This is a genomic window from Flavobacterium soyangense, from assembly GCF_015277675.1.
Taxonomy (GTDB): Bacteria; Bacteroidota; Bacteroidia; order Flavobacteriales; family Flavobacteriaceae; genus Flavobacterium; species Flavobacterium soyangense.
The window spans coordinates 39,310-65,277 of sequence record NZ_JADHEC010000020.1 but is presented as its reverse complement, the minus strand read 5'-3'; the positions used below and the strand labels follow the sequence as shown (position 1 = coordinate 65,277).

Genomic DNA, 25,968 nt, shown 5'->3' with positions numbered 1-25,968 from the left:
GGGTCATAAAGTTCGCCTGTATCTTGATTATAAACTTCCGCATAGCCATTTAAGAAGGCATCGTAATTGCGAGCCACCTCGGTAGGTGTAGGCTTGTGCAATTGGTTTTTAAACAATGCGTTAAGAATCATTTCAGTTTGATCGTCCACTTTACGAGCGTTATTGTTTCTTTTGCCTTCAGGATCCTTGATAAGTGGATAATACAAATCATCTTTGCACTCGCTTAAAACCTTTTTAAATTGTTTCTCACCAGTAGGTAAAGTATGTTCTTTTTCTTTGTGTTTAATTGTTAAAGTGGTTTGAAAGTCTATGACATCTTGCAATAAACTTTGCAACACACCCGGAATAACAACACCATCGACTGTAGTGGTGCGTAATGATCCTTTGAGTTTGATCCGCTCCTGAATTCTAACCTCTTCAAGTTTTATGACGGCCTTCATTACGCTGGCATTAATTAAATAATTTTCTTTTTCGTCTTTAGTGAGTTGCGAACCCAAACGCCTGAAACCGCTATAATAAGTATAAGCATCACCGTCAATTTTGAAATACAAATCCAACGGATTAGCAACTTTTCGAGGGTCCTTAAGAATATCCTGCAAGTCGGCATTCAAACTGTCAAAGTCGATAAGAACTGTGCGGTGTTTTCCACCGCCGTTTTGCAAACGCTTGATGCCGTAGTTTTTATCTTTGTATCTTGACAGTTCAATCATAAGTGAATTCTCTTTATTCCAAAAAAGGTGCAAAACTCCTTTGCCTTTAAGGTATGCCGTTTTTTCTTCACTGAAATAAGTGATAATCAATTCCGTTTTCTCTACGGCAACTTGTTTTTCTGTCCAGATATAAGGCATATTTTTATACTTAAAAATTTGTTCCGACCAAGGAATTGAACCTTGTACTCACTCATCAATCAATATGAGTAACAACCTGTATCGGAGTTATCACTATATTTACGGTCTAACTCAATAAATAATAGTAATATGGATGTGTATGAATTAATTTTTTTAGAAATCAGGTTAGACATCATTACCGATATTCTAACTGGTAATGAGGGTTTTAAAAAAAGTTATCTTAATGCTTTGGAAAAATTAAAAACCGAAACTCTAAACAAAAAACCCGATGAATTTAAAGCTCTTTTAGAGCTAATAGAAAATCATTTAAACCATTTAAATTCGAAGGCTTAACACACTCTTCCCATTTACGAATAAGCTTATCGGTACGATCTTTATCATCGCCTAGCTGGTCATATTCGGAGGTTTTTATAACTTTTAATAATGCATCATTCACTTTTTCTTGAATTTGTGCCGATGTGTTTTCTTTATCGCCAATGATTACCATTGTGCCGATAAGATTTGTGATGTTTATTACTACTGGCTTCATACTTAAAGTTTTTGAGGTTCGCTAAATGTGATACTTACTATTTTCCCGCCTTTAAGAGATATAGTTTCGATTACTTCGGTCGTGAAATCTTCATTCACGTGGTGGATGATCTGTGTTTTCATAGTTTGTCGTTGTTTAATAGGTTGTCAAGATTTTTTTTTAGTTCGATATATTCCGCTTTTATCCTGTCGGCAAAAATTGGGGTTCTTTCTCCGGTAATACATTGCTTTATATAGCGGCTTGTGAAGCTATATTTTGTGGCCAATGCGTTTAATGCACTTGTATTCCAGTTTTCGTTACTTTTTTTATTAGATTTGTCCATTGCTTTATTTGTTCTTATGTGTGGTACAAATATAAACAAGAAATCTCGATTAAAACAAATAATTATGCAAGAAAAATCGATTATTAAGCAAAATATCTTGAAATACCTTGAATTCATTGGCATAACTCCGTATAAATTTTACCAAGAAACAGGTATTACAAGAGGGATTTTAAGTCAAAACAATGGAATGAGCGAAGAAAATACAGCAAGAATTCTTGACTATTATAAAGATATAGATGCAAATTGGCTATTGACAGGAATGGGTAATATGTTAAAAAGTGACAACAATCTTTATAATGCTTATCTCCACGATAATATTGAACCAGTTGAGCAATTCAACTATAAAGATTTAGCAGATGCACGATTTCAAATCATAGAAATGAAAGATGAAAAAATTTTAAGGCTAGAGAAAGAACTTTCAGAATTGAAATACACGCAGAAAGAACCATTTCTTTATAAGAATGTGGCTGAATCAGCACCTGAATTAACAAAGAAAGAGAAGTAGATCAGTATAGTATAGTGTTTTTTTGAAATTACATTTTTAACACTGCAAAATAACTAATTAAAAATCAAGTAATTAAGTTAAATTATGCTTTTTTATTCGTGATATTAAGTGTCGTGAGTTTGTTGTTTTTATGCAAAAAATGTACTTAAACTGCTATTATACATACATAAAGTGGTTAAAAAAAACACTGCTTTGTACAACCAAGTGTAAATGCAAGTGTACAACCAAATCAAAAAACACGAAATTTCCAGTTTTTGGGTTATTCGGTTTATTCCATAAAAAAAGCCCCAATAAATGAGGCTAAATAATGTTTAAATAAGCTTTAAATCCCTTGTAAATCGTAGCTTTAAGCATATATATACCCTGCGGTGGTAGTTAATCGCTCACAACGGTATTTAAAGGCTAATTCAATGGTAGTAAAACGGTAGTTAATGGTATATAAAAGGAAGTTTTGTTTATATGCAGTTTTCGACCTTTTTTATTGTGAAGTACTGGTTTTATTGGCTTTTCCGACCTTTTTTATATTAGTATTAATTAGAACTATTGTTTAATAGCCCATATAAATCATCTCTAACAAATCCCATTTTATGATACAAGCCTTGTGCAACTACATTGTTTTTAGCGGTTCGCAATCGAACTAATTTCACTCCAAGTTCCTTTGCCAGTTCGACTGTATTAAGAATTAATTTTTCTCCTGTTCCATTATTTCGAATGGTGGAATCGACATACAAATCGTTTAAAATCAAAATTTTGCTCAATAGAATGGAGGAAAATGTTGGGTAAATCAGGGTGAAGCCAATTGCTTTTTCTTTAATAGTATCGTCAAATGCCATAAAAACAATAGCTTCGTTATTTTCCATCCTTTCTTTTAAAAAGGATTTGTGTTTTTCTATATTGGAAGGGTTTTTATAAAAAATGAGGTATTGATCAAACAATGTTGTCAATTGGTCTAAATCTTGTAAAGTGGCTTTTCGTATCATATTTTATAATAAATTAGACATTAATACTTCATCTATAAATTGGTTCTTACTTTTTAAATAAGTATAATTTTTCAAAACACCTTCTTTTATAAATCCAACATTTTCATAGAGTTGAATGGCTTTTTTGTTATGGACGGCAGCGGTCAATTCAATTCTTAAAATAGCTTTCTCTCTGCAAAAATCAATGATTTCCAGCATCATTTTTCTCCCAAATCCTTTTCCAAAATGTTCAGGATGAATGGCAACTCCTCCTAAATATAATTTGTGTTCATCTCTATATTTTTGCCTTACGAGTTTACACATTCCTAAAGTTTTTGTACCCTCTTTATATAGGTATAAAACTTCGTCTTTAAGCAAATCATCAAAAATGGGTCTGAAAGTTTCCGAATCCATCATCTCATAAAGTAGAAACGGATTCACTTCTGGATTCATATACAATTTATAAATATATGAAAAATCGTCTGCCTTTACTTTTTCTAACATAAAATTCTAAATTCATTAATCTAATAGAGTCTGCAACCTGAAACCTGCAATCTGAATTTAACTCATCCAATTGGTTCCCGCTTCCGGATTCCATTTAGTGGTTGTTTTCTTTTCTTTGGTAAAAAATCCAATTGAACTTTTTCCGGTGATATCACCTGAACCAAATCTTGATTCGTTCCATCCGCCAAAACCGAAAGGTTCTCTAGGTACAGGAACCCCAATGTTTACGCCACACATTCCAGCCGAAGCATTTTCAGTAACATAATTTGCCAAACCACCGCTTTGCGTAAATACGGAACACGCATTTCCGTAAGGGTTTGCATTTTCAATTGCCAAAGCTTCATCAATAGTTTTCACGCGAACAATAGCGAGAACTGGTCCAAAAACTTCTTCTCTGGCAATTTTCATATCGGCAGTAGCATAATCTATTAAAGTAGGTCCTACATAAAATCCATTTTCTTTTCCAGGAACAATGGTGTTTCTTCCATCTAAAATTATTTTGGCACCTTGTTGTTCGGCTTCGGTAATGTAAGCTTCTATTCTTTCTTTGGCAGCTTTCGAAATCACAGCTCCTAAAGTGGTTCCGCATTGAATTTTTTGAGCGTCACCTATTAATTTATCAAGAATGGCATCGCAATTACCAACAGCAATTAAAGTTGCTGCAGCCATACAACGCTGACCAGCACAACCGCTCATAGAAGCAACAATATTGGACGAAGCCATATCCGGATGTGCGTCTGGCAATAAAATAATATGATTTTTTGCTCCCCCAAGAGCTAATACTTGTTTCAGATTATTGCTTGCTCTTTGATAAACAATTTTGGCTACTTTCGTAGAACCCACAAAAGTTACCGCTTTGATTCCTGGATGGTCACAAATGTTTTCAACTGTTGATTGCGTTCCGTTGATTACATTAAAAAGTCCGTCAGGAAGTCCGGCTTCTTTCAATAATTTTGCAATATATTGAGCACTAATTGGCACAGATTCGGATGGTTTTAAAATCATTGCATTTCCAAGAGCAATTGCGTTTACTACTGTCCAATGCGGAACCATACTTGGAAAATTAAATGGAACTATTGAAGCTACGATTCCTAATGGATTTCTGGTAGAAGAACAATAGACACCACTGCTAACCTCCATATTTTCACCATTTACAAATTGTGGTAGTGAACAAGCAAACTCTGTTAGTTCGATAGCTTTATCAATTTCAGCTTTTGCTTCAGCGTGAATTTTTCCGTTTTCTCGGTAAATAATTTCGGTAAGTTCAACACAATTTGATTCTAATAACTGTTTGTATTTATAGAAAACTTGTGCTCTTTCTTTTAAGGTAACTTTTTGCCAAGCTTTTTGTGCTTTTTCTGCTGAAGCTACAATTTCATTCAAATCTTCCATAGTAGATTCATTGAAAGTTGTTAATTTCTCACCGTCTAATGGAGAGATTACAGAATGAATTTTTGTAGAGCTTCCGGATTTAAACTCCCCGTTTATAAAGTTTTTTACTTCGTTAAATGACATATTATCTAATTTAGAATTTTTTCAAATATACAAAAAATACTAAAAAATAAATAAATATTTTTGCGTGTATCAAAAATATTGTTAGATTTACAAAAAATTGAGACACTTGTTAACTTATTTACAAGATTGAATATTTTGAAAAGTGAGGAAAATCTGAGTTGAAAATTAACCAAATTTAACCAATTATTATTTATTAACCAAAACCACAATCGAATGAAATCAATGAAATCGGTCTCAACAATTATCGGAGTTGCCTTATTATTTTTGGCAGCTTTTTGTTATTTTATTAACTGGCATGCTTTAGTTCCGGCATTTACGGTATTAGGAATAGCTATTATTACAAGGAAAGCATTGGAACCTCTTATTATAGGGTGTGCTATAGGATTTGTCCTTTTAGCAAAACAAGGAGGATCCAAAGAATGGTTTCCTGAAGGTGAAGGAATGATTTTTCCTTTAAATATGTTTGATGGATTATTTTCTTCGATAGCAAGAGATGCCCATGATCAAGGGTTAATTTGGGTAATATTAGTATGTATTTTATATGGTGCATTTGTGCAGATGGTTGTTGCCTCTGGAGGGATTAAAGCAGTAGGAAAATATTCTGAAAGACATGTAAAAACCAAAAAACAATCTTTATTAATGACCTATTGGTTGAGTTTTTTCTTTTTCTTGGACGATTATTTCAGTGCCTTATCAGTTGGAAATACAATGAGACCTATTACTGATAAATTTGGTGTTTCAAGAGATAAATTAGCTTTGGTTTTGAGTTTTGTTTGTGTACCGTTGACCATTATTTTTCCTATTTCGACCTGGACAATTTTTTACGGAACCCAAATTGCTGCTTTAAAAGGTGGTGTTATGGATAGCACAGGACATGCAATTACAAGTCCTATTGAAGCTTTTATGCATACCATCCCGTATAATTTTTCTGCTTGGATTTCCCTGATTCTTGGAGGTCTTGTAGTATATGGATTATTTCCTGATCTTAAAGGGATTAAAGATGCTGAGAATGCTGTTGTTATAGAAGAGAAAAAAGAGAAATTAAATAAAAAGGATAAAAAAGAAGGTAAAATGGTGTATTTCATCATGCCATTATTAATATTGATTTTTTGTACAATTTTTCCTTATCCATGGGATTTTAATTATTGGGGAAGCGGATTTACATTCTCTATGGATTATATTTTTGGTAGTATAGATGCGTTAAGAGGCATTGCAACGGCTTGTGTATTTGTGTATTTGTATTTCTTGATCTTTAAAATTGTTGATTTTCATAAAATTTCAGACAATTTTGTAAAAGGACTTGAAACAATAACCTTTGTATTGGCGGTTTTAGGCTTTACTTATTTATTGAAAGATGTTCAAAATGCATTAGGATTTAATGAATTTGTAGCTTCTCATTTAGAAGGTATTAGTTGGTTGAACAGTAATACATTACCATTTATAGTTTTTGCATTAGTAGCTTGGATTTGTTGGGCAACTGGTTCAAACTGGGGGATCTATGCAATTCTTGTTCCTACAACAGCTATTTTATCAGCACAAGTTCATGCAGACTTTTGGTTGACGCAAGGAGCATTGGCATCAGGAACAGTTTGGGGTGCAGCAGCTTGTTTTTTCTCTGACAACAGAGTGCTAACAGCACAATCTTGTAAAGTAGACATGATGAAACATGGTATTTCACAATTTCCATATCAACTAATTATTTTTGTAGCCTCATCTGTAGTTTATCTTATAGCCGGGTTTATTTTATAATTTTATTATATGATTCGAAAAGAAATTTTAGAAGATTTTATAATTAGAAACGCTACTCCAGATGATGCAATTCAGATGGAGTACGTTCAAAAACAATGTTATCCTAGCTTGCACGAATCAGCATTGATGAATAGGAATCATTTTATTAATCATATAAAAATATTTCCTGAAGGTCAAATTGTGATTGAAATGGATGGAATCATCATTGGTTCAGCCAGTTCTATGAGAAGCAATTTTCCGAATCACGATCCTACTTATCTCGAAATTACGGATAATTTATGGATAACCAATACTCATGTTCCAGAAGGTGATTGGATGTATGGAATTGATATTGGAGTTTTACCTGAATATAGAGGTATGGGTTTCTCTAGAGAATTATACTTGGCAAGACAGGAAATAGGAAAAAAATTAGGGTTAAAAGGGCAGTTAATTGCGGGAATGACGTTAGGGTATGGCAGGGTAAAAAACAGAATGACCATAGAAGAGTATTGTTATGCTCTTGAAATCAAGAAGTTTACAGATCCAACTATAACACCACAAATGAAAGCAGGTTTCAGGTGGATTAGACCTCTTTATAATCATATTGATGATCCTCAAGCAGGATTTGCATGTGTATTAATGTATTTACCTGTAGATGACAATTATAGAATTGAAAAAACACGTTAAAATTTAAACCTATGATTTATAATAAAGTTTTAGATGGAAGTTTTATTGTGAGAACTGCAATTCCGGAAGATGCAATACGGATGGAATATGTTCAAGCGCAGTGTTTTCCAACTCTGCATGAATCAGAGTTGATGAATAGAGCGCATTTTGCTAATCATATCAAAGTGTTTCCAGAAGGTCAGCTGGTTGTGGAGAAAGACGGTTTAGTTATTGGTTCAGCCAGTACTTTTAGATGTGATTTTCCTGAGCATGAACACACATTTCTTGATTCCTGTGATAATTTATGGATTACAAATGCTCACAAATCAGATGGTGATTGGATGTATGGTTTTGATATGGGTGTTCTGCCTGAATATAGAGGATTAGGACTTTCCAGAGAAATGTACAAAGCACGGCACCAAGTTTGTCGAACATTGGGTATAAAAGTTCAAATAATTGCCGGAATGACCATTGGTTATGGAAAAGTAAAAGACCAAATGACCATAGAGGAATATTGTGAAAGATTAGAAAAAAAAGAATTTACTGATCCAACAATTACACCTCAAATGAGAGCTGGTTTTCGATGGATTAAACCTTTGTATGATTATATAAACGATCCTGAATCTGGTAATGCAAGCATCTTGATGTATTATCCGGTTGATGAGAATTTTAAATTAGAAGAAAAATATTTTAAATAAATAATGATTGGCTGCGGCTTTCGCCAAAGGTCTAAAAACAAAAAAAATGAAACATATTAAGAAAGTATCAGAAATTCCTGGTCCAAAAAGCGCATTAATATTAGCAAGAAGAATGGCAGCTTTGCCAGCGGGTTTGGGGAAATCTACCGAAGTGGTTGTTGAAAAAGCAGAGGGAGCTTTGGTGTGGGATGTTGACGGAAATCAATTAATTGATTTTGCCGGTGGAATTGGGATGGTGAATTTGGGTCATAGACCTGAAGGAGTTGTCAATGCCATCAAAGATCAAATGGAGAAATACATTCATACTGGTGCATTAGTAACTACTTTCGAGCCGTATATAGAATTTGCCGAAATGCTTAACGCTATAACTCCAGGCGATTTTCCAAAGAAAACTTTATTAGCTTGTTCTGGTTCTGAAGCAGTTGAAAACGCTATTTCTACAGCTAAATATTTCACAAAAAGACCAGCTATCATTTGTTTCGAGGGCGCTTATCACGGGCGTACGATGCTTACTTTGAGTTTGACCAGTAAATACGGTTTGTTTAAAAGAGGTTTCGGAAATTTCGCACCAGATATTTACCGTTTTCATTCACCAAATGTGTACAGAAAACCGGATTCTATGACCGAAGAAGAATATATTGATTTTTGTATCGAACGTTTTGACCAAAATCTAATTTCCCACGTTGATCCTTCAGCAGTGGCAGCAATTATCATTGAGCCAGTTCAAGGTGAAGGTGGATTTATCCCGGTTCCAAAACGTTTTCTTGAAAAGATAAGACAAGTTTGTGATCAACACGGTATTGTTTTCATTGCCGATGAAGTGCAGGCTGGAGCAGGAAGAACAGGAAAATTCCTTTCTATCGAACATTCTGGCGTAATTCCAGACATTGTAACAATGGCAAAATCTATCGGTTCAGGAATGCCAATTAGTGCAACTACTGGTAGAGCTGATATTATGGACGCACCGCATTTAGGTGGAGTGGGAGGAACTTATTCCGGAAGCCCGCTTGCAGTTGTAGCGGCTTTAGAAACCGTAAAACAAATCAATACACCAGAATTTTTGGCAAAAGCCACAAGCGTTGGGAACATCATTACAAGTCGTTTGACAGCAATGAAAGACAAATTTTCAATCATTGGTGATATTCGTGGAATAGGAGCAATGCTTGTCGTAGAATTTGTAAAAGACAGAAAAACCAAAGAACCAGATATGGATTTTGCAATGGCAGTAATCAAAAAATGTGTTTCTAATGGTTTGATTTTGATCCGTGCAGGTTTATACACAAACTGTATCCGTTTCTTGCCTCCTATTGTAATCACTGACGAACAATTAAACGAAGGAATGGACGTAATTGAACAAGCAATTGCTGACGTTTTAGCCGAAAGAAAATAGATTCAAATAACTTAAATACTCGACTTCCCTTTCCTTTGATGAGGGGTTGTGAGTGAAAAAAAAATGAATTTCAAGTTAATATATAACGCCAATATTATTACTATGGATGATGCTTTTCCAAAAGCAAATGCTATGGTAATTAATAATTTGGGCAAAATCGAAGGCATTGGAATTGAAAACGAATTGCGAGATAAATTCTTTTCTTTTTCTGCAGCAATAGATTTTCAAGGCAAAACTATCGTCCCAGGTCTTAATGATGCTCATATCCACGTATGGAAAATCGGTCATCTTCGCACTTATATGCTGGATGTTCGTGGCATAAAATCGATCGTTGAATTCAAAGAAAAATTAAAAGATTTCTCAGAAAAAAATCCAAATACCAATTGGATTATGGCTCGTGGAATCAACGAAATGGTGCTCGAAGAAAAACGATTGCCAACCAAAGAAGATTTGGATGAAGTGATTTCCGACAGGCCTGTTTTTGTTATAAGAACCTGTGCTCACATAGGTATTGCCAATTCAAAAGCCATTGAGATTTCGGGAGTTTCAGAAGCAACTGAAGTTCCTTTTGGTGGAGAAATTCGCAAAAATAAAGACGGAAGTCTACAAGGCATTTTTACCGAAAGAGCGTTGGGATTGATTATGAATAATATTCCCGCTTTTACTTTCGACGAATACAAAAATATGATTCTCGAAGCACATAATTATTTATTGAGTTTGGGAATTACAAGCGCTACGGATCCTGCTGCAAATGAAGAACTTTTGGATGCTTATATCCGATTGGATAAGGAAGGTTTGTTAAAAGTGAGAATGAATGTTTTCCCGCTCAGAATTCCTGACGGAAGTGACGAAATTCAGGTTTTGCCAGAAATTTATGAATCGGAATTTTTGCAAATAAAAACCGTAAAGTTCTTTTCTGACGGAGGTTTAAGTTCTGCAACAGCAGCCTTGAATGTTGCTTACAAGAATACGGATGGATACAAAGGTGTTTTGCGATTGGATTACGATAAATTTTATGAAACTGCCAAAGAAGCCGTTGACAAAGGATTTTCAGTGGCAACACACGCCATTGGCCATCAGGCAGTCGACTTGACTTTAAAAGTGTATCGCAATTTATTCAAAATTGACAACACTTTAAAACACAGAATAGAACACGTTGGATTTTTGTCCAATGAAAACATAAAGGATTTCCAGACGATGAATATGACTGCCGCAATGCAGCCGATTTTTATCTACGAATTGGCAAATAATTTCAAAAGTACCTTGCCGGACGATTTATTGGATGTAGTTTATCCTTGCAAAACCGTTTTGGATAACGGAATAAACTTGGCATTATCAACTGATGGTCCTGTTGTGAAAGAAATAAATCCGTGGGTCAATATGGAAACTGCTGTAACACGAAAAGCTGCCGATGGTTTTGTCATTGGCGAAACCCAAAAAATCACTTTCCAGCAAGCTTTAAAAGCTTACACGCTTGGAAGTGCCTTTGCCGATAATTTGGGACATATAAAAGGAAGTCTTTGCAAAGGGAAATTTGCCGATTTTATTGTTTTGGATAAAAATCCTTTTGAATTAGAAAATGTTTCTGCCGTTGAAGCCAGTGAAACCTGGATACACGGAGAATTAAAATATAAAAAATAGTTGTTGGTTGACAGTTGTTGGTTTATGGAAAATTAACAAGAACAACTGTCAACCAATAACCAACAACCAACAACCAATGAGCGCACTCGACGACGAATTAGATTACCAGATATTGAAACTGCTTCAAAAAGACGGCAGAATGTCATTTACGGAAATTTCGAAAGAAATTAATGTAGCTGTGAGCACGATTCGACACCGTTTTATAAATTTGGTCGAAGATGGCACTTTGAAAATAATTGGCAGGATTGATCCCAATAAAATTGGATTTAATGCCTATGCAAGTGTCTTAATTTCGGTTAAACCAAAGACGTTTATGAACTCTATTTTTGAAGAATTAATAAAGTTGCCGGAAATTAGTTTTTTGGCATTGGTATCCGGCGATTTTGACATTGAAGCCAATGTAATGTGCCGCGATATGGAACATCTCAATGAATTGATTGGCAAAAAAATACACGTTTTGGACGGTGTTTTTGATACCAAAACCAATATGTATATGAAAATATATAAAATTTCACAACCCAATTTAGAATTAGCAAAATTATCAAGCAAAAACAATGAATAATACAGACAAATTATACGAGAGAAGAAAAAAAAGTGTACCAAACGCTTTGGGAATTTTCAATCCTTCCAGCATTCAATCAGCCAAAGGAGCGATAGTAATTGACGCCGATGGTAGAGAATTAATAGATTTCGCAGGAGGAATTGGAGTAAATAACGCAGGACACGGTGTGCCCGAAATTATTGAAGCCATAAAAAATCAAGCTGATAAATTTATTCACGCTTCATTTAATGTTTCTGTCTATGAGCAATATCTGGACTTAACCGAAAAATTGTGCGAAATACTTCCTCACGGAGATTCCACCAAAGTAATGCTGACATTATCAGGAGCTGAATCTGTTGAAAACGCCATCAAAATTGCTCGTGCCGTAACCGGAAAATCAGGAATTATTTGTTACGACGGTTCGTTTCACGGACGCACAATGATGGCAATGACCTTGACATCTAACGTGAAATACAAAGAAGGTGCTGGACCGTATGCTCCTGAAGTGTATCGTTTGGAATATCCGTATTACAAACCGAGTATGAACGCCAGAATGACTCAGGATGAGTTTGATGATTTGATGATTATGAAGTTACACAAAACTTTTTCATCAACGGTTTCGATAACTCAAACGGCTACAATCATTATGGAATTGGTGCAAGGCGAAGGCGGATTTACCGTAGCGTCTAAAAAATATGTGCAGTATTTACGTAAATTCTGTACCGAAAATAACATTTTCTTGATTTTTGATGAGGTGCAATCCGGTTTCGGACGTACCGGAAAATGGGCAGCTTACGAGCATTTTGGAGTAACTCCGGATTTATCCACTTGGGCAAAATCTATGGGTGGCGGAATGCCAATGGGAGCTGTTATTGGCAAAGCCGAAATTATGGATGCTGTTAAACCTGGACTTATTGGAGGAACATACCCTGGTGGGCCATTGAGTTGTGTAGCTTCATTGGCAAGTATCAATTATATGCAAAATAACAACATCAATGCCGCCGGTCAAAAAGTGGGCGAAATTGTTCGTGAAAAGTTCAACCAATTGATGTCAAAATATCCAAATAACATTACTGATGTTCGCGGATTGGGCGCAATGTTGGCAATCGAATTTACAAATCCAACAACAGGAATTCCTGATGGAGTTTCAACAAAAGCAATTGTTGATAAATGTCTTGCAAAAGGATTAATTGTCATCACTTCCGGAACCTACGGAAATTGCATCCGAATATTGAGCCCTTTATTTATCGAAGACGAAATATTGGAAAAAGGGTTGGCTATTTTGGAAGAAACTATAAAAGAAGTGCTCTAATGAGAAAGCAATATATAAACGGAGAATGGTGTGACGCCATTGATGGTGCAACTTGGGATTTACAAAGCCCATCTACCGAAGAAATTTTAGACAAAGTTCCTTTCGGAAATGCTGCCGATTGTAAAAAAGCGATTGCTGCTGCCGATGCTTCTTTCAAAACTTGGAAAAACACGACGCCTTATTTTAGAGCTGAATTTCTGAAAAAGGCAGCCAATTATATGCGTGCCAATGTGGAGGCTTTCGCCAAAGAAACTTCGCTGGAAACGGGAAAACCAATGCTGGAATCCCGTGGCGAATGGCAAGTTTCGGCCAACCTTTTTGAATGGTACGCCGAAGAAGGAAAACGCAGTTATGGTCGAGTGATTCCGTCCAGCAGAATCGACAAACGTTCTATGGTAATTTACCAACCTTTAGGAGTTGTTGGGGTGATTACCGCTTGGAATTTCCCAGCTTATAATCCTGCAAGAGCGGTTGCGGCTGCTTTAGCAGCGGGTTGTAGCGTGATAATGAGAGGTTCAGAATTTACGCCCTTGTCTAGTTTTAATATGGCAAAAGCTTTGCACGAAGCCGGAATCCCAAAAGGAGTTTTCAACTTAATCAACACAGAACCTATTTCTACAGGAACAGAGATGGTTGAAAACCCATTATTAAAAAAAATAAGTTTTACGGGAAGCACCAGAGTTGGAAAAATTCTGATGGATGGCGCTTCAAAAACATCGACTAAATTGTCGCTTGAATTGGGTGGAAATGCTCCGGTAATTATCGAAAAAGATGTAGATGTGGAAGCAATTGCACATCAGGCTATTGTTGCCAAATTAAGAAATTGTGGTCAGGTTTGTGTTTCTCCACAACGTTTTTATGTTCATTCGGATATATTTAATCAATTTGTTTCCATTGTAAAAGATGATATTTCGAAATTGAAAACCGGAATTAATGGCGACGATATTGATTTTGTTGGACCATTAATTAATAAAACGCAGCAAAAACATTCCTTGGCAATGCTCGAAAAAGCAAAAAGGGAAGGAGCAACAATTCATATTGGTGGAGAAGCTTCGGATAAAGGATTTTTCGTTAATCCGGCTCTAATTGAAGCCAGACAAAATCAAGAATTCATCAAGACCGAAGTTTTTGGACCATTGATGATTGTAATTCCTTTCGAAACCAAAGAACAGGTGCTCGAATGGGCGAATGACACTGAATTTGGTTTGGCTTCTTACGTGTTTACGAATCACATCAAAACCGCTAATTTCTATGCTGAGAATCTAGAATTTGGAATGGTGGGAATCAATGAATGGGCGGCTCACGGAACAGAATTACCTTTTGTTGGAATAAAAAGTAGCGGAATTGGTCACGAATCGGGTTCTGAAGGATTGAAAGAATACCTAGAATTAAAATTAATCAGTTACGGAAATATGTCTTAATACAATGCCTGACAGGTTTTTAAAACCTGTCAGGTGTAAATACATCAAATTATGAAAAAAGAAATTTTGGGCAAATATATATTGCAAACAGCTACTCCAGAATATGCAAAACAAGAAGCTGAACTTCAAAAAATTGTTTTTCCAACTTTGTCGGAAGAGGAATTAATGACAGAAGCGCAATATAAAAGGCATATTGAAATTTTTCCTGAAGGACAAATGATTGTTTTAGATGGAGATAGAGTTATTGCTGCAACAACTACTTTGATGCAAAATTACCACAAAGGACATCATACTTTCTTAGAGATTTCAGATAATTTATGGCTAGGAACGCACGACCCAAAAGCGGATTGGCTTTATGGATTAGACGTTTCAGTTCATCCTGATTATCAAGGAAAAGGAATTGGACGGGAAATCTATAATGCGCGTCAGGAAGTTGCTAGAGCCATGGGAACTAAAGGCCAAATGACAGCCGGAATGCCTATTGGATTTGACAAAGTGAAAGACCAAATGAACATTGCCGAATATTGCGACAAATTAATCAAAGGCGAAATTATTGACCCAACGGTTACGGCTCAAACCAAATGTGGATTCATTTTGGTGGAACCATTATTCGATTATTTAGACGATCCACGAAGCGGAAATTGTTCGGTATTAATGTACTGGCCTTTGGATCCAAATACTAAATTAAGCGAAAATCACTAATTATTTTTCTATTAACAATAACCAATAAAACTAAAAAAATGAAAAAAATCGTAGTATCATTACTATTAATTGCTGGCTTGGTTTCAAGCTGTGGCAAAAAAACGGAAGAAGCTAAAACATTAGATTTAGCGGCATTAAAAGGTTCAACTTTGAATATTCTAGCTTGGGAAGGCTATGCCGATGCTTCGTTTACCAAAGCATTTGAAGAAAAATATGGAGTTACTGTCAAAGGAACTTATTTTGGTTCTTCGGATGAATTGGTTTCTAAATTACAAAGTGGTGGTGGCTCGAGTTATGATGTTATCACACCGTCGTCTGATGTTGCTGGTTATATTGTTGAATCTGGTTTGGTAGAGCCAATTGATGAAAGTCAAATTGCAGCTTGGAAATCACTTTCTCCAGTTCTCGTGGGAATGAAAGATGTTCAAAAAGACGGTAAAACTTATGGTATGCCTTTTACTTGGGGACCAGATTATTTAATCTATGATGCCGATGTGATTAAAGAAACTCCAACATCTTGGGATTTGTTTATGGATCCAAAATACAAAGGAAAAATTGCCTTGTACGATGATATTTCGACTATTTATTTAGCAGCTCAAATGTTGGGCTATGACAAAACAGACCAATCTGTTTTGTACAATATGACTGAAGAACAATTAGCTGCCTGTAAAGCAAAATTGGTTGCAATGAAACCTCAAGTTCGTAAAAACTGGGCTTCGGCAGGGGAATTAGATAACCTTTTTAAAAACAAAGAAATTGTTGCTGCTGTGGGTTGGCCGTTAACTCCAGCTAACTTAAACAAACAAGGAATGAATATCAAATCTGTGATTCCAAAAGAAGGAGCAACAGGTTGGATTGACCGTTTGATGATTGTAAAAGATGCTAAAAACAAACAATTGGCGCAACTTTGGTTGGATTATGTTTCTTCTCCAAAAGTTATGGCTAAAGTTGCTGAATTTACCCAATATTATGTTTCAAACCCAGAAGCTAATGCACTTTTGACTCCTGAAACCCAAAAATTAATGGGCGTGGCAAGTATGGATTCTATGTTTAAAACCTTGAATTTCTGGCAACCTGTAAAAAACAGAAAACGTTACAACGAAATTTGGAGCGAAGTAAAAAATCAATAAATTTTTTTTGATTCCATTATTTCTAGATGCAAAAACAAGAATTGTTTGCTGATTTAAAAGTAGTTGAGCTTGCAGGAGTTTTGGCTGGTCTAGCTGTTGGAATGTTCTTTGCTGAACTTGGAGCAAAAGTTCTAAAAGTTGAAAACCCTTCAAATAATGGAGATATAACGCGAAGTTGGCGTTTGGAAACAGAAAAAGAAAACCTTCAATCTGCCTATTATAGTAGTGTGAATTACAACAAAACTATTCTTTGGGCAGATTTAAAAAAGGCTGCAGATTTCGAAATGGTGTTGAATCATATTGCTTCGGCAGATGTCGTGATTTCTAATTTCAAGCCTTCATCAGCAAAAAAATTAGGATTGGATGCGATTGCTTTGCGCAAAAAATTCCCAAAACTAATTTATGCCCAAATTAGTGGTTATGGTATTGATGATGAAACTCCAGCTTTTGATGTAGTTCTTCAAGCCGAAGCCGGTTTTATGTACATCAATGGCGAAGCGGATGGGGTTCCATTAAAAATGCCAATTGCATTGATAGATGTTTTAGCTGCGCATCAGTTGAAAGAAGCGATTTTGGTGGCTTTATTGCAACGTTCCAAAACTGGTTTGGGAGCAACGGCTCACATTTCGTTATATAATGCAGCACTTTCGTCATTGGCAAATCAAGCGACGAACTATTTAATGGGTGGTGAAATTCCTCTAAGAATGGGAAGTTTGCATCCGAATATTGCTCCTTATGGAGAAACTTTTTATACCAATGATGGTAAAGCGATTGTGCTTGCTGTTGGGAATGATAAACAATTTTCATCGCTTTGTAAATGTCTGAATATGGAAAATATTAATGCTTTAGATTTATTTAAATCAAATTCTATTCGGGTTCAAAATCGAAAGAAATTGGGAAAAATATTGGCGAAAGCATTTTTAAAATTTGATAGTAAAACACTATTAAAGGAGCTAAAAAACAACAATGTTCCGTGTGGAGATATTCGTTCGATGGACGAAGTTTTAGACAATGAAACCGCACAAAAATTGATTTTATCAGAAACCTTGAAAGACGGCCAAATCACAAAAAGAATGGCTACGGCTGTTTTTGATATTTTTTAAATTACTAAAAGATTATAATGAAAAAAGCAAACAAATACTTCCTTCTGACACCGCTTTTACTGTGGTTGTTCCTGTTTTTGGTTTTACCCTATTGTTTTATTTTAACGCAAAGTGTTTTGACAACCGATGATTTTGGTAAAGTGATTTATCATTTCAATTTGGATTCGTATATCAAAATATTTACTAATCCGTTGTATTACGAAACGCTCACAAGAACCTTTATTTATGCCATAATCGTAGCTTTGGTTTGCATTTTGTTGAGTTTGCCATTGGCTTATTTTATTGCATTCAAAGTGCAAAAGCACAAATCATTTTATTATACACTTATAGTTTTGCCTTTTTGGATGTCTTACATTGTGAGGGCGTATGCTTGGAAAATCATTTTGGGAGAACAAGGAATTTTTAATTCTTCACTAATGAATTTGGGGATAATAGACAAACCCTTGAGGTTCGTTTTATATTCCGATTTTTCTGTAATTCTTTGTTTGATTTATATCTTTTTGCCATTTGTCTGTATTCCAATTTATACTTCATTTGAGCAAATTTCAAAATCATTGGTGGAAGCCAGCAAAGACTTAGGGGCCAATTCCTGGAAGACATTCTGGAAGGTGATTTTTCCTTTGATCTTGCCGGGAGTAATTTCGGGAGGAACACTAGCGCTGGTCTTAACCTTGGGCGATTTCCTTGCAGCATCACTTTTGGGAGGACCAAACACATTATTTATCTCGAATATTGTCCAAAATTTATTTGGAACATCCAATGATAAACCATTGGGTTCGGCAGTAGGAGTGGTTTTATTGGTTTTGGTTTTTCTATTATTGGAATTCTCATCGCGCTATGAAAAAAAACACGAAACACAATAATTATGAATAAACTTAGATCCTTTATCGTTTCCTTTTCTGCATTTTCAGTGTTGTGGTTTTTATATTTCCCGATACTCATTATTATTTGGTTTTCATTCAACAAAGAGTCGGTGAGTTCCTTTCCTATCGAACATTATTCGTTTGATTGGTACGTAAAATTGTTTCATAATAAATCAATGATTCAGGCAGTTCAAATTAGTTTTTTTATTGCTATTTCAAGTACAATTGCCGCTTTAATTATTGGAATTCCATCGGCTTATGCTTTGCATAAATACAATTATTTTGGAAAAAGTTTATTGTTAAAAATCATTTTATTACCAATAACCTTGCCTGGAATTGTAACTGGTGTGGCGATGTTGAGCTTTTTTCCAATGATAGGAATTCCGCTTTCGTTGACAGCGGTTTTAATTGGTCACACGACCTTTTTGATAGCAATTATGATTACGCAAATCTTGGCTCGATTCAAAAAATTAGATCCGTATTTAGAGATGGCGGCTTTCGATTTGGGAGCAAATCCATTGCAGGCTTTCTTCAAGGTGATTTTGCCAAACATAAAAACGGCCATAATTGGTGCTGTTTTATTGTCTTTGGTACTTTCGATGGATGAAATTCCGGTTACTTTTTTCTTGATTTCAAGAGAAAATACCCTGCCAATCGAGATTTACGGGATGATGCGTCGCGGAATAACACCTGAAGTAAATGCTGTGGCAACATTAGTGTTTTTGGTTTCATCAACGGCTATTTTTATGTCGTTAAAATTTAATAAAGAAAAGTAATAATAATTATAAATTTAAAATTGAATACAGTTGTAAAATCAATATTTATAATTCAAAATTTAAAATAATTTTTTAAAATGAGTAAATTAGAATTAAAAGCCATTAATAAATCGTTCGGGAGTTCTCATATCGTCAATAATTTGGATTTACAAATTAAGGATGGGGAATTCTTAACCATTTTGGGACCCAGTGGATGCGGGAAAACTACCACTTTGCGAATGATTGCCGGTTTTGAAATGCCTGACAGCGGGCAGGTTTTACTAAGTAATCTGGATATTACGAATTTGCCTCCTTATAAAAGGAACGTGAATACGGTTTTTCAAAACTATGCTTTGTTTCCACATTTGAACGTGGCAGATAACATTGCTTTTGGTTTGCACCAATTGAAATTGAGTAAATCGGAGATTAACAAAAGAGTAGATGAAATGCTGGAATTGGTTCAAATGGAAGCTTTCAAAACCAGAAAACCTTTTGAAATGTCTGGTGGACAACAGCAAAGAGTTGCCATTGCCAGAGCGATTGCTCCCGATCCTGAAATCTTATTGTTGGACGAACCGCTTGGCGCATTGGATTTAAAATTAAGAAAGCAAATGCAATTTGAATTGAAACAATTGCACAAAGATTTAAATAAAACCTTTGTTTATGTGACACATGATCAGGAAGAAGCACTAACGATGTCTGATCGAATTGCAGTGATGAATCAAGGAATTATTGAACAATTGTCTGATAGTCAGACTTTGTACAATCATCCAAAAACAAAATTTGTTGCCGGTTTTATAGGTGAAGCTAATTTGATTCCCGTGAAAACTGGAAATACGTCTTCGTTTACTTTCGAAGATAAAACATTTGATTTTGATCACAAAATCAATTCAGCTACAGCTATTTTGTTCATCAGACCTGAAAATGTTTCTTTCGATTCAATGACTAATATTTCTTTAAAAGTTACTATTGAAGACGTAATTTTCGTAGGGAATCATAGAAAATACAAATTGGTAACAGCTTCTGGACAAAAAATTATCAAAACCGAAGATTCATCAGTGGCATTGACAAAAATTATTGGACAGTCGGTGACTATTTATTTTTCACCTAATTTAATTCAGATTTATAATTAATAAAATAGAAAATATGTATAAAATGTATATCAACGGAGCATTTGTAGATTCTGTTTCCAAAAAAACACGAAACATACTAAATCCTGCTACAAAAGAGGTGATAGCAACCGTTCCGGAAGCACAAATTGAAGATGTGAATAGTGCTGTAGATGCCGCCAGAGCGGCTTTTGATGGTTCAGCATGGAAAAGTAAAACGGCGCAAGACCGTCAAAAAATATTGTTCTCCATTGCTGGAAAAATAAGGGAAAATTTCGAAGATTTAGTGAAACTAGAAGTTAAAAACAACGGTAAACCAGTTCGTGAAGCCGAATTTGATATTGATGATGCCGCTTCCTGTTTTGAGTTTTATGCAGGATTAACCACAAAAATTCACGGTGAAACAATGAATGTTCCCGGAAATTCTTTCAGTTATGTAACCCGCGAAGCGATTGGTGTTTGTGCGCAAATTATTCCGTGGAATTTTCCGTTTTTAATGTGTGCTTGGAAACTAGGGCCAGCAATCGCAGCAGGAAACACGGTGGTTTTGAAACCATCGGAAGTTACACCATTGACGGCTTTATTTTTGGCTAAATTAATAGATGAATTAGATATTCCAAAAGGAGTAATTAATATTGTAACCGGAGATGGTCCAATTGCTGGAAATGCTTTAGTCAGCAATACTAAAATTGATAAAATTGCTTTTACCGGCGGAACTTCGACAGGAAAATACATTGGAAAAATTGCTGCCGAAAATCTTAAAAAAGTAACCTTAGAATTGGGCGGTAAAAATCCAGTTGTGATATTTGATGATTGCAAAATGGATTTGGCTATAGATTGGGGATTGTTTGCGGCTTTCGCCAATAGCGGACAAGTTTGTACAGCGGGTTCCCGAATATTAATTCAGGATACGATTTATGATGAGTTTGTAAAACAATTTGTTGAAAGAGCAAAAAATATAAAAGTTGGTGATGGTTCAAATGCTGAAATTACGATGGGACCAATCGTTTCTCAAAACCATTTTGACAAAGTAAAAGCCTATATCGAAGTTGGGAAAGGTGAAGCAACCTTGGCTTTTGGAGGAAACTCTGATGATAGTAAAGGCTTTTTTATTGAGCCCACTATTTTTACAAACGTGACTCCAAATATGCGAATTGCCAGAGAAGAAATTTTTGGACCAGTTGTAGCGTTGCTAAAATTCTCTACCGAAGAAGAAGCTATTGCTATGGCAAATGACACAGAATATGGATTGGGTTACGGATTATTTACCCAAGATGTTACTAGAGTTCATCGCGTGATGCCAAAAATAAGAGCTGGAATTGGGTGGGTAAATTTCTATCATCCTACGTTCAATGAAATGCCTTGGGGTGGTTACAAACACTCTGGAACAGGTCGAGAATTAGGTCTGTACGGAATAGAAAACTATCTCGAAGTAAAACAAGTCAACATCAACTTAGATACGGATCCAGTGGGTTGGTATTAAATAAATTATGAATTAAAAATGTTTTAGAAGAAATTTTAAAATTTAAATTAAATAAAATGATAATCAAATCTGTTAATCCATATTCTCAAGCAGTAATTGCTGAACACGAAATTTTGACCAATGCACAATTGACTCAAAAAATTGAACTTTCGGAAAAGGCTTATAAAAGTTGGAGAACAACCACTTTTCATGAAAGAGCAGACAAAATGAAAAAATTAGCCAATATCCTTCGAGCTAGACAAGAGGAATTAGGCTTGTTGATTACTAATGAAATGGGTAAAATATTGTCCGAAGGTATATCTGAAGTGGATAAATCGGCTGGAAACTGTGATTTCTATGCGGAGAATGCGGAAAAAATGTTGAAAGAGGTGCATTATGACACGCCTTTTAAAAGTATGTCGGTTTATGATCCATCGGGAGCTGTTTTTGCTGTGATGCCTTGGAATTATCCTTTTTGGCAAGTTTTGCGTTATGCTGCACCGGCAGTTATGGCTGGAAATGTAACGATTTTAAAACATGCTTCAAATGTGCAAGGTTGTGCCAAAGCTATTGAAAGTGCTTTTTTGGAGGCTGGATTTCCTGAAGGGGTTTTTCAACAGGTTACTATTAGTTTAAGTCAGGTTGAATCAATAATTGCCTCTGATATTGTAAGCGGGGTAACACTGACCGGTAGCGAAATGGCAGGTTCTTCAGTTGCTTCATTGGCAGGAAAACATATCAAAAAAACGGTTATGGAACTTGGCGGATCTGACGCTTTTATAGTGTTAGACGATGCTGATATTGAAAAGGCTGCAACAATTGCTACCCAATCGAGAATGCTTAATGCAGGTCAGGCTTGTATTTGTGCCAAAAGATTTATTGTTACCGAAAAAATTGGTGACGAATTTGCTCATTTATTTGCTCAAAAAATAAATGCTTTAAATCAAGGTAATCCTTTGCAAAATGGAATCAATATGGGGCCTTTGGCTAAACTAGAGTTTGCAAATACATTGAGTTTTCAATTGGAAAAATCATTGCAACAAGGAGCTAAAATTTTAGTGGGAGGTGAGCAGGATAATTGCAATTTTCAACCGACATTATTAGATTTTGTAGACTCAAATAATATTGCTTTTCAGGAAGAAACATTTGGACCATTGGCAACTATAATTAGAGCAAAAGACGAAAATGATGCGATTGCAATAGCAAATAATCATCGTTATGGGTTGGCTTCAGCCATTTGGACAGAAGACAGACAAAAGGCTTATAGGTTAGCCAGAAAAATTGAAGCGGGCAATGTTTTTATCAATTCATTAGTGCGTTCTGATTCCCGTATTCCTTTTGGAGGAATAAAAAAATCGGGCTATGGAAGAGAATTGTCTGATATTGGAATGAAAGAATTTATGAATATGAAATCGATAATTATTGAATAATTAGTTGTTGAATAGTTGGGCTAAAATTCAATTTAATAATAACAATGTTAAAACACCCCCTTATTTTAGGGGTATAGAATATTAAAAAGTATATTTTAAATGCAATTAAATCATTTTTTTTACAATAAAATTTATTATTTGCACAAATAGCAGGGGTGTATTCAAATAATTTAATTATGAATATAGTAAAATTTGAAACTTTAATTATGGATTATCAATTTTTTTTAAATGATTTTTTGTAATTAATAATTCGAAGCGATAAAAGTCAAAAAAAATCTTTTTATGAGTTCAATTTAGATAAAAGGCAATAAATTCGCAGAATAATAGTGGTATTAATAATAAAAAAATAACAAAAAATAAAGAAAGTAAAACAATCGAATAACTAAAATAAAATTAATAATCAAAACCAATTTAATAATGAAAACTAATTTAAACATGAAAAAAATCGTAATTATTTTAGCCTTAGTGCTAACGAGTACAATGGCATTTGCTCAAGATGCACCTCCAGCTGCAGCACCTGTCGCAGACGCACCAGCTAGTAAATTTACTGCTTCTGTGGATGTTGTTTTGCCTTATTTATGGAGAGGGTTTTTACTTAATTCTACAAAAAAAGTAGCATTTCAACCTTACGCATCTTATGCTTTTACAGATAAGTTGACCGTGGGTGTTTGGGGGTCAACTAATTTAACAACTGATTCAACTCCAAATAATTTGTCTTACAATGAATTCGATTGGTATGTATCGTATCAAGTTTCTCCAATTGTAAAATTGATGGTAAGTGACTATTACTATGATTATCCTACAGCTAGACACAGTTATTTTGATTATCAAAAAACAAATCAAGCATTAGATTTATCTGTATTGCTTAATTTTTCTAGCAAAGGAGTGCCATTAGATTTTCAGTGGAATACTTTAGTTGCTGGCGGGGATTATAAGAGTAATGGAAAAAGAAATTTTTCTACTTATTCAGAATTGGGGTATACATTATCAGCTAAAAGTATTGGAGTTGATTTCAGACCATTTGTGGGAGCAGTTATAAATGGTTCTGGTGCAGGTGAGGCTTATTATTTAACAGATGGATTTAAGTTTACTAATGTTGGATTAAATGTTGCTAAATCAATTAAAATTAGTAGCAGTTATAGTATTCCAGTTTTTGTTAGATATACTTACAATGAAAACGGTAATTATAATACTAGCGGAGATTTAAAGAAAAATTTTATTTCTGGAGGTATGACTTTCAAAGTCTTTTAATATTAAAAATATTTTTTTTACTGCCAAAATGCTTTTTAGTGTTTTGGCAGTTTTTTTTGTAAAAGAAAAAGACTTTTTGAAAGAATCAAAAAGTCTTTTTTATTGTACTCCATAAAGAAAACTATTGCTTCATATAAATATTATAAATAGTATTGATGGTTTTTTCATCTAAAACACTATCAACTTCAGTTTGAATATAATGAAGTTTGAAGGCTGAGATAGCCGAAGGAAGATTTTTAGTATTATATCCTATGATTCGCAATGCTTGTTCCACATTGAAGTTAGCTGGTGCAAGTTCCAAAACTTGATCTGGCCAAATACCAAAACCATTTAAAGCTAAAATTTTCCAAGGGAATAACTTACTTGGATCTGTTTTTCGACTTGGCGCAATGTCTGAATGACCAATTATGTTTTGAGTTGGAATATTATAATCTTTTTTAAGTTTTGTTAGCAAAGCCAAAAGACTTATGATTTGCTTGTCAGAAAAAGGTTCAATGCCATTATTGTCTAATTCGATTCCTATTGATGCCGAATTAATATCAGTATTTTTACCCCAAGAAGCAGTTCCTCCATGCCAAGCTCTGAGGTAATCATTTACCATTTGAACCACCCTGCCATCATCAGCAATTACATAATGAGAGCTCACCTGAGTTTTTGCAACTGTGAAGGTTTTTAATGTTTGAGCTAACGAATCTTGGGCAGTATGATGAATAATAATAAAATTTGGTTTTCTAAGATTGAAGTTTACAGCACTAATCCATTCAGTACTAATGCCATTTTGTAAAGCAATAGGTGCTTTTATGGATAGAGTATCCTTGTAAAGAATTAGAGGGTCAATAGGAGCCAGTTCAGGAGTTGGCAAAATAGTAGTACTGCTGGTTTCCAACTTTGCCGATTCCATATTTGAAATCGTTTTTTTATAATCATGAAGCTGCTCTTTATATGATTTTTCGCTTGCTTTATATGGATTTGTTGAGCAGGAAGTCATGATAATTGCTATTATCAGGAAATAAAAAAAGGATGTAGAAAAATGTTTCATACCGTTTAATCGTAGGTGACTTTTTGAAAAAGGAATTATTTCTTTTTTTCTTTAGATTTTGATTTTTTAGGATTCTTTCTATCTTCTTTAAAAGCGAGGTATTTTTCTTTTTGAACTGTATTCAAAAAATTCATTATCTGTCTGTCTGTATTTTCTGAAAGAGCTTGAAAATCTTTCAGTTGTTCCTCTTGAGTAGTATCTTGCTTTAGAATTCTACCTTGTGTGTTGAGACTTTCTATTAGGACATTTGATATGGCTATTACTTGAAGTTCGTCAAGTTCAACGGCAGGTTTCATGTCTTCCAATACTTTAGCTACAGTTACTTCTGCAGGGATTTCTTTTGGTTTTTCGGGTTCACTTCTTTGGTTTATCCCTCCGCCACTTCCATATCCATTTCCTCCGTAACCATTGCCATATCCATTGCCACCGTATCTATTACCACCGTATCCACTATTTCCATATTGTGCAGAAATTGTTGTAATTGATAATAGCATAAATATGCTTGCTAAAAATGTTTTTGTAGTTTTCATATTTAGAATATTAAA

General features: G+C 34.8%; 25 protein-coding genes and 1 pseudogene. 18 read left to right on the top strand and 8 right to left on the bottom strand.

Going from position 1 to position 25,968, the window contains the following annotated elements:
• The 3 genes and pseudogenes from IR213_RS10140 to IR213_RS10130 all read right to left on the bottom strand — a co-directional run.
• Nucleotides 1-848, bottom strand: a pseudogene (locus IR213_RS10140) (hypothetical protein); the annotation flags it as partial.
• Nucleotides 849-1,122: 274 nt separating this feature from the next.
• Nucleotides 1,123-1,377 carry a hypothetical protein gene (locus tag IR213_RS10135; RefSeq protein ID WP_194312201.1) on the bottom strand — a complete coding sequence of 85 codons (255 nt, stop codon included), beginning with the start codon at nucleotides 1,375-1,377 and terminating at the stop codon, nucleotides 1,123-1,125.
• Between the two features lie 118 nt (nucleotides 1,378-1,495).
• On the bottom strand, nucleotides 1,496-1,699 hold the full coding sequence (locus tag IR213_RS10130) for a hypothetical protein (RefSeq protein ID WP_194312200.1): 204 nt from the start codon (nucleotides 1,697-1,699) through the stop codon (nucleotides 1,496-1,498).
• Between the two features lie 64 nt (nucleotides 1,700-1,763).
• Here IR213_RS10130 and IR213_RS10125 point away from each other — a divergent pair, with 64 nt between their 5' ends.
• The gene (locus IR213_RS10125; protein WP_194312199.1) at nucleotides 1,764-2,204 is read left to right on the top strand and encodes a hypothetical protein; all 441 of its coding nucleotides are present in this window, start codon (nucleotides 1,764-1,766) and stop codon (nucleotides 2,202-2,204) included.
• Between the two features lie 530 nt (nucleotides 2,205-2,734).
• On the opposite strand, the gene IR213_RS10120 is transcribed toward IR213_RS10125, so the two are convergent.
• Genes IR213_RS10120 through IR213_RS10110 form a run of 3 tightly spaced genes read right to left on the bottom strand, consistent with a single transcriptional unit; the run spans nucleotide 2,735 to nucleotide 5,182 of the window.
• Nucleotides 2,735-3,184, bottom strand: a complete 450-nt coding sequence (locus tag IR213_RS10120; RefSeq protein ID WP_194312198.1) for a GNAT family N-acetyltransferase — start codon at nucleotides 3,182-3,184, stop codon at nucleotides 2,735-2,737.
• A gap of 3 nt (nucleotides 3,185-3,187) precedes the next feature.
• Nucleotides 3,188-3,667 (bottom strand): GNAT family N-acetyltransferase, encoded by a 480-nt coding sequence (locus tag IR213_RS10115; protein WP_194312197.1) that lies wholly within the window; start codon nucleotides 3,665-3,667, stop codon nucleotides 3,188-3,190.
• Between the two features lie 57 nt (nucleotides 3,668-3,724).
• Complete coding sequence (locus IR213_RS10110) at nucleotides 3,725-5,182, bottom strand: CoA-acylating methylmalonate-semialdehyde dehydrogenase (RefSeq protein WP_194312196.1); 1,458 nt, start codon at nucleotides 5,180-5,182, stop codon at nucleotides 3,725-3,727.
• Nucleotides 5,183-5,395: 213 nt separating this feature from the next.
• Here IR213_RS10110 and IR213_RS10105 point away from each other — a divergent pair, with 213 nt between their 5' ends.
• From IR213_RS10105 to IR213_RS10025, 17 genes are all read left to right on the top strand, one after another.
• On the top strand, nucleotides 5,396-6,931 hold the full coding sequence (locus IR213_RS10105; protein ID WP_194312195.1) for a Na+/H+ antiporter NhaC family protein: 1,536 nt from the start codon (nucleotides 5,396-5,398) through the stop codon (nucleotides 6,929-6,931).
• Between the two features lie 9 nt (nucleotides 6,932-6,940).
• Nucleotides 6,941-7,597, top strand: a complete 657-nt coding sequence (locus IR213_RS10100) for a GNAT family N-acetyltransferase (RefSeq protein WP_194312194.1) — start codon at nucleotides 6,941-6,943, stop codon at nucleotides 7,595-7,597.
• Between the two features lie 11 nt (nucleotides 7,598-7,608).
• Entirely contained in the window at nucleotides 7,609-8,274 is a 666-nt protein-coding gene (locus IR213_RS10095; RefSeq protein ID WP_194312193.1) for a GNAT family N-acetyltransferase, read from the top strand.
• A 46-nt stretch (nucleotides 8,275-8,320) separates the two neighbouring features.
• Nucleotides 8,321-9,664 carry an aspartate aminotransferase family protein gene (locus tag IR213_RS10090; RefSeq protein ID WP_194312192.1) on the top strand — a complete coding sequence of 448 codons (1,344 nt, stop codon included), beginning with the start codon at nucleotides 8,321-8,323 and terminating at the stop codon, nucleotides 9,662-9,664.
• Nucleotides 9,665-9,727: 63 nt separating this feature from the next.
• Nucleotides 9,728-11,305, top strand: a complete 1,578-nt coding sequence (locus IR213_RS10085; RefSeq protein WP_194312191.1) for an amidohydrolase — start codon at nucleotides 9,728-9,730, stop codon at nucleotides 11,303-11,305.
• Between the two features lie 76 nt (nucleotides 11,306-11,381).
• Nucleotides 11,382-11,867 (top strand): Lrp/AsnC family transcriptional regulator, encoded by a 486-nt coding sequence (locus IR213_RS10080; RefSeq protein WP_194312190.1) that lies wholly within the window; start codon nucleotides 11,382-11,384, stop codon nucleotides 11,865-11,867.
• Nucleotides 11,860-13,158, top strand: coding sequence for an aspartate aminotransferase family protein (locus IR213_RS10075; RefSeq protein WP_194312189.1), 1,299 nt, complete (start codon nucleotides 11,860-11,862; stop codon nucleotides 13,156-13,158). Before IR213_RS10080 ends, IR213_RS10075 begins: the two co-directional genes overlap by 8 nt.
• Complete coding sequence (locus tag IR213_RS10070; protein WP_194312188.1) at nucleotides 13,158-14,579, top strand: aldehyde dehydrogenase family protein; 1,422 nt, start codon at nucleotides 13,158-13,160, stop codon at nucleotides 14,577-14,579. Before IR213_RS10075 ends, IR213_RS10070 begins: the two co-directional genes overlap by 1 nt.
• Nucleotides 14,580-14,630: 51 nt before the next feature.
• Entirely contained in the window at nucleotides 14,631-15,281 is a 651-nt protein-coding gene (locus tag IR213_RS10065; protein WP_194312187.1) for a GNAT family N-acetyltransferase, read from the top strand.
• A 38-nt stretch (nucleotides 15,282-15,319) separates the two neighbouring features.
• Nucleotides 15,320-16,411 carry an ABC transporter substrate-binding protein gene (locus IR213_RS10060; protein ID WP_194312186.1) on the top strand — a complete coding sequence of 364 codons (1,092 nt, stop codon included), beginning with the start codon at nucleotides 15,320-15,322 and terminating at the stop codon, nucleotides 16,409-16,411.
• Nucleotides 16,412-16,437: 26 nt separating this feature from the next.
• Nucleotides 16,438-17,514, top strand: coding sequence for a CaiB/BaiF CoA transferase family protein (locus tag IR213_RS10055; RefSeq protein ID WP_228479158.1), 1,077 nt, complete (start codon nucleotides 16,438-16,440; stop codon nucleotides 17,512-17,514).
• 17 nt (nucleotides 17,515-17,531) lie between these two features.
• Nucleotides 17,532-18,377: an ABC transporter permease gene (locus IR213_RS10050; protein ID WP_194312185.1), complete on the top strand. Its 846-nt coding sequence runs from the start codon at nucleotides 17,532-17,534 to the stop codon at nucleotides 18,375-18,377.
• 2 nt (nucleotides 18,378-18,379) lie between these two features.
• Nucleotides 18,380-19,153 (top strand): ABC transporter permease, encoded by a 774-nt coding sequence (locus tag IR213_RS10045; RefSeq protein WP_194312184.1) that lies wholly within the window; start codon nucleotides 18,380-18,382, stop codon nucleotides 19,151-19,153.
• Between the two features lie 77 nt (nucleotides 19,154-19,230).
• Nucleotides 19,231-20,265, top strand: coding sequence for an ABC transporter ATP-binding protein (locus IR213_RS10040; protein ID WP_194312183.1), 1,035 nt, complete (start codon nucleotides 19,231-19,233; stop codon nucleotides 20,263-20,265).
• 13 nt (nucleotides 20,266-20,278) lie between these two features.
• Nucleotides 20,279-21,724, top strand: coding sequence for an aldehyde dehydrogenase family protein (locus IR213_RS10035; protein WP_194312182.1), 1,446 nt, complete (start codon nucleotides 20,279-20,281; stop codon nucleotides 21,722-21,724).
• 56 nt (nucleotides 21,725-21,780) lie between these two features.
• Entirely contained in the window at nucleotides 21,781-23,133 is a 1,353-nt protein-coding gene (locus IR213_RS10030) for an NAD-dependent succinate-semialdehyde dehydrogenase (RefSeq protein WP_194312181.1), read from the top strand.
• A 435-nt stretch (nucleotides 23,134-23,568) separates the two neighbouring features.
• Nucleotides 23,569-24,384: a hypothetical protein gene (locus IR213_RS10025; protein ID WP_194312180.1), complete on the top strand. Its 816-nt coding sequence runs from the start codon at nucleotides 23,569-23,571 to the stop codon at nucleotides 24,382-24,384.
• A gap of 121 nt (nucleotides 24,385-24,505) precedes the next feature.
• On the opposite strand, the gene IR213_RS10020 is transcribed toward IR213_RS10025, so the two are convergent.
• A complete protein-coding gene (locus IR213_RS10020) occupies nucleotides 24,506-25,372 on the bottom strand; it encodes an N-acetylmuramoyl-L-alanine amidase (RefSeq protein WP_228479157.1) in 867 nt (288 codons plus the stop codon).
• Between the two features lie 86 nt (nucleotides 25,373-25,458).
• Nucleotides 25,459-25,917, bottom strand: coding sequence for a hypothetical protein (locus tag IR213_RS10015; protein ID WP_228479156.1), 459 nt, complete (start codon nucleotides 25,915-25,917; stop codon nucleotides 25,459-25,461).
• Between the last annotated feature and the right edge of the window lie 51 nt (nucleotides 25,918-25,968).